Annotated in this window: 13 protein-coding genes and 2 tRNA genes; 7 read left to right on the top strand and 8 right to left on the bottom strand. The window is 70.1% G+C overall.

What is annotated here, in order from left to right; translation table 11 throughout:
• Positions 1–13 precede the first annotated feature (13 nt).
• The 3 genes from JOD67_RS28820 to JOD67_RS28810 all read left to right on the top strand — a co-directional run bounded on the left by JOD67_RS28820 (position 14) and on the right by JOD67_RS28810 (position 3,731).
• Entirely contained in the window at positions 14–1,192 is a 1,179-nt protein-coding gene (locus JOD67_RS28820) for a Gfo/Idh/MocA family protein (RefSeq protein ID WP_205120842.1), read from the top strand.
• Between the two features lie 14 nt (positions 1,193–1,206).
• Positions 1,207–2,217 carry a sugar phosphate isomerase/epimerase family protein gene (locus JOD67_RS28815; RefSeq protein WP_205120841.1) on the top strand — a complete coding sequence of 337 codons (1,011 nt, stop codon included), beginning with the start codon at positions 1,207–1,209 and terminating at the stop codon, positions 2,215–2,217.
• Between the two features lie 371 nt (positions 2,218–2,588).
• A complete protein-coding gene (locus JOD67_RS28810; protein ID WP_307782588.1) occupies positions 2,589–3,731 on the top strand; it encodes a sigma-70 family RNA polymerase sigma factor in 1,143 nt (380 codons plus the stop codon).
• Here the strand turns inward: JOD67_RS28810 and JOD67_RS28805 are convergent.
• Positions 3,698–3,886, bottom strand: coding sequence for a hypothetical protein (locus tag JOD67_RS28805; RefSeq protein WP_205120840.1), 189 nt, complete (start codon positions 3,884–3,886; stop codon positions 3,698–3,700). The two genes, JOD67_RS28810 and JOD67_RS28805, sit on opposite strands and share 34 nt — an antisense overlap.
• A gap of 48 nt (positions 3,887–3,934) precedes the next feature.
• On the opposite strand from JOD67_RS28805, the gene JOD67_RS28800 reads away from it, so the two are divergent.
• Positions 3,935–4,534, top strand: coding sequence for an NADPH-dependent F420 reductase (locus JOD67_RS28800; protein WP_205120839.1), 600 nt, complete (start codon positions 3,935–3,937; stop codon positions 4,532–4,534).
• Here the strand turns inward: JOD67_RS28800 and JOD67_RS28795 are convergent.
• Positions 4,509–5,801 (bottom strand): multidrug effflux MFS transporter, encoded by a 1,293-nt coding sequence (locus JOD67_RS28795; RefSeq protein WP_205120838.1) that lies wholly within the window; start codon positions 5,799–5,801, stop codon positions 4,509–4,511. The genes JOD67_RS28800 and JOD67_RS28795 overlap by 26 nt on opposite strands.
• Here JOD67_RS28795 and JOD67_RS28790 point away from each other — a divergent pair.
• On the top strand, positions 5,790–6,587 hold the full coding sequence (locus tag JOD67_RS28790) for a 5-formyltetrahydrofolate cyclo-ligase (protein WP_205120837.1): 798 nt from the start codon (positions 5,790–5,792) through the stop codon (positions 6,585–6,587). The genes JOD67_RS28795 and JOD67_RS28790 overlap by 12 nt on opposite strands.
• A gap of 75 nt (positions 6,588–6,662) precedes the next feature.
• Here the strand turns inward: JOD67_RS28790 and JOD67_RS28785 are convergent.
• The 6 genes from JOD67_RS28785 to JOD67_RS28760 all read right to left on the bottom strand — a co-directional run bounded on the left by JOD67_RS28785 (position 6,663) and on the right by JOD67_RS28760 (position 10,263).
• A tRNA-Ile gene (locus JOD67_RS28785) sits at positions 6,663–6,736 on the bottom strand.
• A 76-nt stretch (positions 6,737–6,812) separates the two neighbouring features.
• Positions 6,813–6,885, bottom strand: a tRNA-Asn gene (locus tag JOD67_RS28780).
• Between the two features lie 73 nt (positions 6,886–6,958).
• Positions 6,959–8,524, bottom strand: coding sequence for a M1 family aminopeptidase (locus tag JOD67_RS28775; protein WP_205120836.1), 1,566 nt, complete (start codon positions 8,522–8,524; stop codon positions 6,959–6,961).
• Positions 8,521–9,036, bottom strand: a complete 516-nt coding sequence (locus tag JOD67_RS28770) for a hypothetical protein (RefSeq protein WP_205120835.1) — start codon at positions 9,034–9,036, stop codon at positions 8,521–8,523. Before JOD67_RS28770 ends, JOD67_RS28775 begins: the two co-directional genes overlap by 4 nt.
• Positions 9,037–9,172: 136 nt before the next feature.
• The gene (locus JOD67_RS28765) at positions 9,173–9,556 is read right to left on the bottom strand and encodes a hypothetical protein (protein ID WP_205120834.1); all 384 of its coding nucleotides are present in this window, start codon (positions 9,554–9,556) and stop codon (positions 9,173–9,175) included.
• An 83-nt stretch (positions 9,557–9,639) separates the two neighbouring features.
• Positions 9,640–10,263 carry a TetR family transcriptional regulator gene (locus JOD67_RS28760; protein WP_205120833.1) on the bottom strand — a complete coding sequence of 208 codons (624 nt, stop codon included), beginning with the start codon at positions 10,261–10,263 and terminating at the stop codon, positions 9,640–9,642.
• Between the two features lie 52 nt (positions 10,264–10,315).
• Here JOD67_RS28760 and JOD67_RS28755 point away from each other — a divergent pair, with 52 nt between their 5' ends.
• Together JOD67_RS28755 and JOD67_RS28750 are read left to right on the top strand one after the other, a co-directional pair.
• Positions 10,316–11,182, top strand: coding sequence for an ABC transporter ATP-binding protein (locus JOD67_RS28755; RefSeq protein WP_205120832.1), 867 nt, complete (start codon positions 10,316–10,318; stop codon positions 11,180–11,182).
• Entirely contained in the window at positions 11,179–12,600 is a 1,422-nt protein-coding gene (locus tag JOD67_RS28750) for an Rv2686c family ABC transporter permease subunit (protein ID WP_205120831.1), read from the top strand. Before JOD67_RS28755 ends, JOD67_RS28750 begins: the two co-directional genes overlap by 4 nt.

The following is a 12,600-nucleotide window of genomic DNA, read 5'->3' as shown; positions in this document are numbered from 1 at the left end:
GGAAGGGAATGGCATGACCGACAGCAAGCCGACGCTGGGCGTGGGCATGGTGGGGTACGCGTTCATGGGGAAGGCGCACTCCCAGGCCTGGCGTACCGTGAACTCGGCGTTCGACGTGCCCTTCACGGTCGACATGGCGGCGATCGTGGGCCGCAATGAAGAGAACGTGAAGGCCGCGGCGAACAAGTTCGGATGGAAGTCGTACGAGACCGACTGGCACCGCGTGATCGACCGCGACGACATCGGGCTCGTCGACGTGTGCAGCCCGGGCGGCAACCACGCCGAGGTCGCGATCGCGGCCCTACAGGCGGGCAAGCACGTGCTGTGCGAGAAGCCGCTGGCGAACACCGTCGACGAGGCGCGGGCGATGGTCGAGGCCGCCGAGGCCGCGGCGCAGAACGGCGTCCGCGCGATGGTCGGCTTCAACTACCGCCGCGTTCCTGCCGCCACGTTCGCCCGGCAGCTCGTCGCCGAGGGCAAGCTCGGCACGATCCGCCACATCCGCGCGGTGTATCTGCAGGACTGGATCACCGACCCGGACTTCCCGCTCGTGTGGCGGCTGCAGAAGGACCAGGCCGGCTCGGGCGCGCTGGGCGACATCGGCTCCCACATCGTCGACCTCACCCAGTTCATCACCGGGCAGTCCGTCACCGGCGTCAGCGCGCTGCTGGAGACGTTCATCAAGGAGCGCCCGCTCGTCGCGTCGACCGAGGGCCTGCGCGGCACCGGCTCGGAGGAGCACGGCCAGGTGACGGTGGACGACGCGGCGCTGTTCACCGCGCGGCTGTCCGGCGGCGCGATCGCGACGTACGAGGCGACCCGGTTCGCGACCGGCCGGAAGAACGGCCTGCGGCTGGAGATCAACGGCGAGAAGGGCTCGCTCGCGTTCGACCTGGAGCGGCTGAACGAGCTGGAGCTCTACCTGGCCGAGGAGGACAGCCGGATCCAGGGCTTCCGCCGCCTGCTCATCACCGAGAACGAGCACCCGTACGTCGGTGCCTGGTGGCCCGCCGGCCACATCATCGGCTGGGAGCACACGTTCACCCACGAGGCGTACGACCTCCTCACGGCGATCGGCGACAACACCGACCCGTCGCCCACGTTCGCCGAAGGTCTGCAGGTGCAACTCGTTCTTGACGCCGTCGAACGCAGCGCGGCGAACTCCTCCGGCTGGGTCACGGTCGACAAGTAGGGAAGGTTGTTTCGATGCCACGTCCAGTCACGTTGTTCACCGGCCAGTGGGCCGATCTGCCGTTCGAAGAGATGTGCAAGCTGGCTTCGGGATGGGGCTACGACGGCCTCGAGATCGCCTGCTGGGGCGACCACTTCGACGTCTGGCAGGCCGTCGAGGACGAGGGGTACGTCAAGGCCAAGCGGGAGGTGCTCGACAAGTACAACCTCAAGGTCTGGGCGATCTCCAACCACCTCAAGGGTCAGGCGGTCTGTGACGACCCGATCGACCAACGCCACAAAGACATTCTCCCCTCGAAGATCTGGGGCGACGGCGATCCGGAAGGCGTCCGGCAGCGGGCCGCCGAGGAGATGAAGGTGACAGCGCGCGCCGCGCGCGCTCTTGGGGTCGACACCGTCGTGGGCTTCACCGGCTCGTCGATCTGGAAGTACGTCGCGATGTTCCCGCCGGCGTCGCAAGCCATGGTTGACGCCGGGTACGAGGACTTCGCGAACCGCTGGAACCCGATCATCGACGTCTTCGACTCCGAGGGCGTGAAGTTCGCGTTCGAGGTGCACCCGAGCGAGATCGCGTACGACTACTGGACGACCGTCCGCATGCTCGAGGCGATCGACCACCGCGAGTCGTACGGCCTGAACTGGGACCCGAGCCACTTCGTCTGGCAGGACCTCAACCCGGTCGACTTCATCTTCGACTTCAAGGACCGGATCTACCACGTCGACTGCAAGGACGCGAAGCGTCGCGTCGGCAACGGCCGCAACGGCCGGCTCGGGTCGCACCTCGCGTGGGGCGACCTGCGGCGCGGGTGGGACTTCGTGTCGACCGGGCACGGCGACGTGCCGTGGGAGGACAGCTTCCGCGCCTTGAACGCGATCGGGTACGACGGGCCGATCTCGATCGAGTGGGAGGACGCCGGGATGGACCGCCTGCACGGCGCACCCGAGGCGCTGAAGATCGTACGTGCGCTGCAGGAGATCGAGCCGCCCGCGGCCTCGTTCGACGCGGCGTTCGCCTCGTCCGACTGACCACATCGCTCGTTCGTACACGAAGGGCGTCCTCCGCGCAGGAGGGCGCCCTTCGGGCATTTTCCGGACAGGTCCGGAGCGGTCCGAATGTCCTTTTCCGGCCGTCGCCTTGTGGGTCGGGTGCTCCACGTACCAGCCTGGAGTGGTGAGGGGCGCCGCTTCGGTGTCCGCGAGCGCGACTCAGGGACGGGGCGTTTCAACTCCGGTCGTGCGCTGTGATGTGGTGCCGTTTAGATCCTGGGTTGCTCGGGTTTCGCACGCTTGGTGCGCGAACGTGACCAAAGGTCTTATCGGAAACCGCGAACGTGGCGCATCGTGGACGGGCAGACTGAGCAGTGCCAACCCGAACCCTGCGGGAGGGGAGTCGCGCTGTGCCGGTCTCCGCGCTGGAGGCGGCGGCTCACGGAGCCGACGTCAAGGACTCTCTGACCCGTCCGCCCGAGCAGCGACGGCACCTCGAGCTCGCCGAGGCGGACGACCGCGAGGAACTGGTCGCGCCCGTCGACGAGGAGCCGCCGGCTGATCTTCCCGCGACCACCGAAGAAGCCGACGAGCCGGACGAACCCGTTGTCATACTTGGCGATTCGCGTGATCGTTCGCCCGACCTGGTACGGCAATACCTGCGGGAGATCGGCCGCGTTCCGTTGCTCACGGCCGCGCTCGAGGTCGAGCTCGCGTTGCAGATCGAGTCGGGTCTGTTCGCCGAGGAGCAGCTCGCGACCGGAACGTTCGCCGACGGCCAGAACGTCGTCGCATCCGCTGCCGAGCTCCATGCGCTGGTGCGGATCGGGAACGACGCGAAGCGCCGGCTGATCGAGGCGAACCTGCGGCTCGTCGTGTCGGTCGCGAAGCGCTGTACCGGGCGCGGCCTGCCGCTGCTCGACCTTGTGCAGGAGGGCAATCTCGGCCTGATCCGCGCGGTGGAGAAGTTCGACTACGCGCGGGGCTACAAGTTCTCGACGTACGCGACCTGGTGGATCCGGCAGGCGATCTCGCGGGCGCTGGCCGACCAGTCGCGCGCGATCCGCGTACCCGTGCACGTGGTCGACTCGATCAACCGGGTGTTGCGTGCGCAGCGGCAGCTGTTCCAGCAGCTCGGTCGCGACCCGCGGCCGGACGAGGTGGCGGTGGTCGTGGACGTCGAGCCGGCGCGGGTCGGCGAGCTGCTGCGGTTGGCGCGCGAACCGGTCTCGCTGCACACGCCGATCGGTGAGATGGAGGCGTCCGAGCTCGGCGACCTGATCGAGGACGTCGACGCCGTCGTACCGGTCGAAGCCGCCGCGTCGCTGCTGATGCGCGAGCACATCGACTCGGCGCTGGCGCAGCTGGGGGAGCGGGAACGCAACGTCGTACAGATGCGCTACGGCCTTGCCGACGGGCACATCCACACCCTGGAAGAGGTCGGCCGCCGCTTCGGTGTGACCCGCGAACGCGTCCGCCAGATCGAGGCGAAGACCCTGGCCAAGCTCCGCGGCGGCACCTACTCGATGGCGCTGCGCGAGTACCTCGCCTGAGCTTCTTCCTGCGCGTCAAGCAGGTCGCTGCCGTACTCCTGCGTCCAGTCGGCGAGTGCTTTGAGCGGTCCGTCGACGAGCACGTCCCAGCGGTGCTCGAACAGCTCGGTCGCCGCTCTGAGCTGGCAGTCCACGAGGACCTTGTCAGGCGCCATCTCGTCTCCTACCAGCTGGTGTGCGTCGACCTTTCTACGGTAGCCCGCATGAGAATCGGGATCTTGGGCAACGGCGGCGTGGCCGTCGGACTGGGCGCCGCGTGGGTCGCGGCCGGACACGAGGTGGTGATCGCGGGCCGTTCCTCCTCGCGGGCAGCGGCGGCGGCCTCGAAGATCGGCGCCGCTTCGGCCCCGTTGGCGGAGGCGGTACGGGATCGGGACGCGGTCCTGCTGGCCGTCCCCTGGTCAGGCGTGGAGCCCATGCTGCGTGCGGCCGGCGACCTCGCCGGCGTGGTGGTGATCGACCCGACGAACGCGGTGACCCACGCCGTGGGCGACCACCTCGTCCCCGGCGGCGTCTCGGCGGCCGAGGAGATCGCCCGCCTGGCGCCCGGATCCCTTGTGGTGAAGGCGTTCCACCTCGTCCCAGCCGTAGCCTGGCCAGCCGACCTGACCGTCCCGTTGGCGGGCAACGACCCAGCAGCCATGGAGACCGTCTCGACCCTGGTCCGCGACGCCGGCGGCGTACCCCACGTCTTCGGCTCCCTCACCCGCGCCCGCCAGCTCGAAGAAGCAGCCGGCTTCTTCATCGCCCTCGCCTTCGCCGGCGTTGATCCGAGGGCTACTTTCCCTTCCCTGCAAGGGTAAACGTCAGCCCGAAGGCGAGGAGGGCGCAGGCGGCTACGGCGGTGGTCATGGGGAGGATGGTGCCGTTGGCGAAGGTGCTCGTCACGGCCATCAGGGCGGCGCCGATGACGAGTTGGATGGTTCCCATCAGCGACGAGGCTGTGCCGGCGATGTCGCCGTGGTCGGCGAGGGCCAGCACGGAGGCGGCGGGGCCGCCCAGGCCGAGGAACGTGAACGCCACGAAGAGCAGTGCGATCACGACGGCGAGGTGGTCGATGCCGGCCGCAGTCAGCGCCAGCAGCAGCACCGTCACCAAGGCGTACGCCGCGACCGACACCACGACGATCCGGCGCAGCCCGTAGCGCCGCGCCAGCCGCCCGCTCAGCTGCATACCGGCGAAGAACGCGCCGGCGTTGACCGAGAACGCGAGGCTGTAGAGCATCGGCGACAGCCCGTACTGCCCGGTGAACACGAACGACGAACTCGCGAGGAACGCGAAGAACCCCGCCGTCGCGCAAGCACCGACGAGCGTGAAGCCCACGAACGTACGGTGCCGCAACAGCCGTCCACACGCGTTCCACACCTCGCCGATGCTCGCCGAACGCAGCTCGCGCGGCCGCGTCTCCGGGATCAGCACGACGGCGAGCACGAGCCCGACGACGGCGAGAACGGCGATCAGCCAGAAGATCACCTGCCACGACGTACCGGCGATCACCAGGCTCCCGACCATCGGCGCGAGCACCGGCGACACGCTGAACACCAGCATCAGCACCGACAGGAGCCGCACCTCGTCGTGCCCGCTGTGCAGATCCCGGACGACCGCCCGCGCGATCACCATGCCGGCCGCGCCACCGATGCCCTCGAGCACGCGGAACGCGATCAGCGTCGGCAGGTCGTTCGCCAAGGCGCACCCGACGCTTGCGAAGAGGAACAGCAGCACCCCGGCGTACAGCGGCGGCTTGCGGCCGACCAGGTCCGAGATCGGCCCGAACACCAGCTGTCCGAGCGCGAACGTCGCGAAGTACGCGGTCAGGCTCACGAGCACCGCGTCCGGACCCACACCGAGGGACCGGCCGATCGCGGGCAGCGAGGGCAGGTACATGTCGATCGCGAACGGGCCGAGCACCGTCAGCAGCCCCAGCACCAGTCCGTCGCGGACGAACCGTGCCCTGGCTGGCCGCGCCGCTATCCGCTCTGGTGTCATCGTCGTCGTCATGCCCAGTCGACGAACGGCCGCGGCCGGGATGGACACCTCGCGACGGGCTAGTTTGGGCGGATGCCTCGTCACGATCACGATGCCGGCGGTCCGGCCGACCTCCTCGCCGCGAAGGCGGCCCTGCGCGACGAGGTCTGGACGGCGATGAGGGAGGCGCACGTCGCCCGGTTCCCCGGCGCGGTGGGGCGGATCCCCTCGTTCACCGGCTCGGAGGCGGCCGCCGAACGCCTCCGCGCGACGCCGGAGTGGGCGAAGGCGCGCACGATCAAGGCCAACCCGGACGCCGCGCAGTGGCCCGTACGGCAGCGCGCGCTGGAGGACGGGAAGCTCGTCTACATGGCCGTTCCGCGGCTGGCCGAGCCCGAGCCGTTCTTCCTGCTCGACCCCGAGGACCTGGCCGACACACCGCGGAAGGCGTCGTCGATCAAGGGTGCCTCGCGTTCGGCCCGCCGGGTACGGGTTGACGAGCTGACGCCGGTCGACCTCGTCGTCGCCGGCAGCGTGGCGGCCGGCATGGACGGCGCCCGGCTCGGCAAGGGCGGTGGGTTCTCGGACCTGGAGTTCGCGCTCGCCAGCGAGGCCGGACTGATCGGCGCGTCGACCGTGGTGGTGACGACCGTGCACCCGCTGCAGGTACGGCGCGCGGGGGAGATCCCGGAGACGTCGCACGACGTACGTGTCGACCTGGTCGTGACGCCGGACCGCGTGATCGACTGCCGCGGCGACCACCGCCGTGCGCCCGGTCGGATCGACTGGGACGCGCTCACCGAGGAGAAGATCGCCGCGATCCCGCTCCTCGCCGCACTGCCCCGAGGCCGGCGCGATGAACAGGATCCCGAAGGTCGTCTTCTCCGGTAGGCCGATCCACGAAGCCGAACACGGCGGGCAGTCGGACGACGGCACGGGCAAGGCACTGAACTGCAGGTTCGCGGGTAGGGCGGGCGGGACTCGAACCCGCGACCCAGGGATTATGAGTCCCCTGCTCTAACCAGCTGAGCTACCGCCCCTTGTGCTGCGCGACGGACCGAGCTTAGCGGCGGGCGGAGGGGTGCCAGGCCTCAGGAGGCCTGGTCAGGTGGGGTGCTCCCGCGGCTGGACTCGAACCAGCAACCTATCGGTTAACAGCCGAACGCTCTGCCAATTGAGCTACGCGGGACCATGCCCGGGCATGCCGGACAACGCAGGAAAGACTAGCAGCCGGGCCGACGTCGAGACGAACGGGTTGGCGCTCAGCGTGGGAGGGCGCCGTACTCGCGCATCACGGCCAGGGCGGCCGGGGCGGAGGCGAAGGCCCGGGCCACCGAGGTGGGCGTGGCGATGGTGTGGGCGTACGTCTCGATGTACTCCCGCAGCAGCCGGTCGAACACCTCCGGCCCCGCCGCCGCGCGTGCCTTGTGCAGCATCGCCCCGCCCTGGCGGTACACCCCCGCCGCGTACAAGTCGGCCGAGTCCGGCTGGGCCGCGTACCAGGCCATCGGCCGCCCCACCTGGTTCCGCACCGCCGACGGGGCCACGAACGACGACGCCGAGGACTCCTGGCCGTTCACGAGCGTCTCCGCATACTCCGCGAACGCCTCGTCCAGCCACGGATCCCGCGCCTGGTCGTTCCCCACCAGCCCGTAGAACCACATGTGCGCCACCTCGTGCGGCACCAGCGCCTTGTACTCGCGCGGGTCGATGTCGCCGAACTGGATCGCCCCCGCCAGCTCGATCCCGCTCGACACGTCCGGCGCGATCGTCACCCACAGGTCGTCGTACGGGAAGTCGCCCAGCTCCGACACCAGCGAACGGATCGTCGCCACCGTCTCGTCCGCCCAGACGTCCGGCGACACCTCGGACCCAGCCGCCGGCGCTCCCACGTGCACCGTCAGGTCGCCGACCTCACGCTCGACGACGGTCAGCTCCCCCACCGTCACCGCCACGTCGCGTACGGCGTCCGCGGAGAAGCTGTGCGCCGTCGTGCCAGCCCGCGGACCTGCCACCGCCCCCTCCGAACGGCCCGTGCCCAGCACCTCGTCGCTCGACGGCGCGATCACCAGCAACGACTCGAGGTCGAACTCCTCGCTCGTCGTCATCTCACCGAACAGGTTCACCGCTGGCTCGGTCGCCCAACCCCGGTCACGTTCCCAAGCCAGCAAGGGGAAAGCGGTCGCCAGCCACGCCGTCTTGTCCTCCGACGAGTAGCTCGCCCGCTCGTCCCCGTCCGGCCCCAACGTGAGCGTGAAGTCCAGATCCGCCGTCAACGGCTGCCCGGCCTTCAGGCAGCTCGCCAACGGCACCCGGATCAGCGTTCCGGGCACCCCCTTCGGCGCCCCCGCCGCTTCGACTCGCGGGGTCACCGGCTCGCCGGCCACGACGACCGTCTTGACCTCGAGCTTCGTCCCGTTGACCGCGGAGTCCGGCTTGTTCGGCCATGCACGGAACACGAGCTCACATGTCTGCCGGTCCGGCTTGAACGACACCGTCTCGTGCCCCGTCACCACGCGGCGGTCCGCGGGTACGTCGAAGCAGAGCCGCACGACCGGACGGTCCTTCCACGCCGGACTCGGCGCGGCGTCGAGGTACGAGACCAGCGTGCTGAGCGACCCGCCGCCGCCCGTGGGGCAGCCGTTCTCGTCCTGCTGTTGCGGGCTCTCCCCTGGCTCAGGCTGAGGCTCGTTCGTCGGCGGTACCGGCTCGGCAGAGCGAGAAGCGGGCGGCTCCGACGGCTCCGGAGCCGAGGTCGACCGCGACGCCTCCGGCATGCAGCCCGCGAGCAGGGCGACGGCGCACAGGGCACCGGCCAGTCGCCTCACGGCTCCACCTGGCCGCGGACCTCCGCGAGCGCTCCTTCGGCGGCGTCGAGCACGCCCGGTACGTCCGGGTCGAGGCCCTCGTCGAACGCCACCGACCAGACCATCGGCTCGTCGCTGCCCGGCCGCCGGCGCGCGACCACGCGGACGCCGAGAGGACCGCGCAGGGGTACGTGCTGGGACACTACGACGCTCGCCGTGACGCGCTCGCGGATCAGGCTGAGCAGGCGCGTGGGCGGCTCCTCGAGGCGTACGACCCGCAACGGCAGCTGCTCGCCGAACGGCGCCGACTCGGTCACGCGGAGGATGTCGGCGTCCTGGTCCCACTCGGCGTGCTCGATCTGCTGCCACGGGATCCGGACGACCGCGCCGTCGTCGCCCGGCAGGTAGAGCGCCCGGTCGGTACCCGCACACCACCGCGCGCTCGCGTCCGGAGCGGCGGCGAGCACCCGTTCACCCCGCTCGAGCGGCAGCGTGTCCTTGATGTCCTTGGGCAGATCCCGATGGCGACGCACGCCGTCACGCTACCCAAAGAAGACTCCCTCAGAGGCCGCGCCAGACCAGGAGCGCGGTGAACATCCCAAAACGGCCTGGCGATGCCGGCAGGTCCACTGCGGGTTTGCTCCTTCTCAAAGCACGGCGAAGCGCCGACTAGCGCCCGGGCACCCAGAGCTTCGAGGCGGGAGCCGGAGCCGGCGCCGACGCGGGCGCGGGGGACGGAGGCGTAGGAACGGAGGCCAAGTCGTTCGGCTCCGGTTCCGCCCGCTGCGCGACCTCGCGTTCGGCCGACACCTGCGCGAGGCGAAGCTGACCGAGCGATTCGTCGACCTGCTTGGCGAAATCGGCCGGCACGTGCCCACGCGCGTGATCGGTCACGACCCCCGCGAGGTCGATCAGCAGCCGCGCGTCCCGCCGGCCGAGCTTGATCTGGGCCGCGCTGAGCAGCTGGAAGAGCAGCTCCGACACCAGCCCTTCGACCGGCGCCGACCGCACCTTCGCGACGTACTCGCGTTCGTCCTGTTCCGACGTACTCACAGCCCGCAGGATAGCCCCGCTCAGGACGAGCGCAGCGCGACGGGACCAATGCCCCGCCAGGACTCCGTGCTCCTCAGCGCATTTCAGCGACGTTGCGCTGGGCGGTTCAAGCCGGGCCCGAGGAGATCGAGTGCACGATGGAGTTCGGTGCGCGTTCGCTCCGCCGAGTAGCCGCGCTCCGCGCAGTGCAACACCGTGGCGACCAAGGCCCCGACGAGAGCGCCGGAGAGGGTGCGGGCGATGGCGTCGTCGTACCGGTCGGGGTAGGTCGTGCGCAGTTGCTCAGCGATCAAGCGTTCGGCTGTGAACAGGCGTTGTAGAGCCATCGCTTGGAGCCCGGTGTCGGACAACAGGGCGCCGACTCGCTGTAGGCGTTGGGGTCCGGCGAGGTCGGCCATGTCCGCGATCCGGTCGACGATGCGGCGTATGGCGTTGACTGGCTCGAGTCCGTCCGGCAGGTCCGCGAACGCCGCCGCGATCAGCTCGAGCCGTTGGTCGGTGCCGGCGAAGAGCACGGCTTCCTTGTTGGGGAAGTAGCTGAAGAAGGTCCGCGGTGCGATGTCGGCGGCGGCCGCGATGTCGGCAACGGTGGTTCGTTCGTACCCGCGCTCGGCGAACAGTGCGAGGGCGGCATCGGTCAGGGCCTCGCGGGTACGGCGTTTCTTGCGCTCCCGTAGCCCAAGCGTCTCGTCGTCTCCGCCTGTCATGGCGGCATTCTATACAGTTGGATGCAAAATTGCAGTACACTGCAGAATTACGATGACTGCCGTCAACGCAATCGACGTCGCTGACCTCCGGGTGCGCTATGCCGGAGCGAGTCACGACGCCGTCGCCGGGATCGACCTCACCGTCACCCGTGGCGAGATCTTCGGCCTGCTTGGTCCGAACGGTGCGGGCAAGTCGACCGCGCTGCACGTCCTGACCGGCCAGCGCCGCGACTTCGCCGGGAGCGTCGAGGTGTTGGGCCAGCCGGTGCGCGACTGGGGCCGGGAGCTTTACGAGCGGATCGGTGTCGGCTTCGAGCTTCCCGCGTACTACCCGAAGCTCACCGCCCGGGAGAACCTCGCCGCCTTCGGTGCGTTGTACGTCGGCCCCGTGGACTCACCCGAGGACGCGTTGGCGATCGTCGGTCTCGCCGACGTCGCGGACGAGCGGGTCGCCCACTTCTCCAAGGGCATGAAGATGCGGCTGAACCTCGCGCGCGCGTTGCTTCATCGTCCAGAGCTGCTGTTCCTGGACGAGCCGACGTCGGGGCTGGACCCTGCGCACGCAGCTGACGTGCGCGCAGTGATCCGGGCCCAGGCCGACGCCGGCCGCACGGTGTTCCTCACCACCCACGACATGCCAACGGTCGAGCAGCTCTGTGACCGGGTCGCGTTCATGGACGACGGTCTGATCGTTGCCGTCGACTCCCCGCGCAACCTGCGGCTGGCTTACGGCCGCGGCTCGGTCGTCGTGGAGTACGCCGAGGACGGCCGGACGCGCACCGCGGAGTTCCCGGCCACCGACGCGCCCGAACTGGTGCGCCTGTTGGCCAGCGGTGTCGTGCAGACCGTGCACACGCGCGAGGCGGCGTTGGCGGAGGTGTTCGTCGCGGTCGCCGGCTCCGGCCGCGCGGTCCGATGATCCAACGTCTGAAGGCGATGCTCGCGTTGGAGTGGCGGGCCGAGAGCCGCGACGCCGTCCCTGTAATCCTGCTCGGTCTGGCCGCCGTGTGGTCTGTGGTGCTGGTTCTGATCCCCGTCGACGCGGCGCGGGCCGCGACGCCGTACGTCCTGTTCTTCGAGACCACGGCGGTCGCGGTCACCGTGGTGGGTGCGCTGGAGCTCCGGCAGCGTGCGACCGGAGCGACGGCGGCGCTGCTGGCGACGCCGGTACGCCGGGGAGAGTACGTCGCGACTCGGCTGGCTACCCTCGGAGTTCTCACGGCCGGCGGGGTTGTGCTGGTGCTGCTGGCCGGACGGCTCGGCGATCGGATGGCCACAGCGCTCCCGGCGGCGGTGCTCTCCGGGCTTGTCCTGCTGGGGATCGGTGCGGGGATCGCGCACCGATCCAGCTCGTTCGTAGGGTTCCTACTCGCCGTTCCGTTGCCGCTCGTGCCGTTGCTCGGGGTTCCGCCGGCGGTCGCGATCGGCCTGGTGGGCGGGCCGGTCTGGTACGTGCTACCAACGACCGGTGCGCTCGCCCTGCTGCGGGGCGAGGCGCAGTATCCCGCCGGTGTCCTGCTCGGCTACCTCGCCCTGTGGGCGCTCGCCGCGGCAGCATTGGCCGTTCGCTCGATCCGCCGCGAGGCCGCCGGACCGCGAACGTGGCGGGCAGTACGGATGCGCCCGCTGCCGATTCGCCCGCGCTGGTTGGTGTTCCCGCGCGCGGACCTGCGCAACGTACGCAGGGAAACCATGCTGGTCGCCCTCGTCCTCAGTCCCTTGGCGCTCGGTCTCGCACTGCGGTTCGGGCTGCCACCGTTCGAGTCCTGGCTGTTCACCGCGCACGGGCTGGAGCTCGCGGCGCACCGCCCGGTGATCGCGCTGGGTGCGGTACTCGTGCACGTGCCGATGAGCTTCGGCATGACCGCCGCGATCGTCGTCCTGGACGATATCGAGGACGGTGTGCTCGGCATCGTGCGCACGTCGCCACTCGGACTGCGGCGCTATCTGGCCTACCGGCTCGCCACCGTGACCGCCGCGGCCGGGGTCGGCCTCGCTGCGGCGGGGCCGCTGTCCGGTGTCGTGCCCACGACGGCGTGGGCGTCCGCGCTGCTCGCTCTTCCGATCGCGCCGTTGTTCTTGCTCGCGACGCTCGCGCTCGCGGCTGGCCGGGTGCAGGGCGTGGCGGCGACGAAGGCGCTCGGATTCCCCACGTACCTTCCGATTGCCGCGTGGTGGCTCACCGGTCCCGTTGGGTACCTGCTCGCCCCGCTTCCGACCTACTGGGTCGTGCGGGCATGGGACGGACCCACGCCCCTGACGCTCGGCGCCGGCCTCGGCTGCGCCGCACTCTGGGGAGTCTTCCTCATCCGCCGAGTCCTGCACCGCCTGGCTTGA

The organism is Tenggerimyces flavus (assembly GCF_016907715.1).
In the GTDB taxonomy this organism is placed as follows: Bacteria; Actinomycetota; Actinomycetes; order Propionibacteriales; family Actinopolymorphaceae; genus Tenggerimyces; species Tenggerimyces flavus.
Note: the sequence above shows the minus strand (reverse complement) of the source record. Positions and strands in the feature narration are given on the sequence as shown.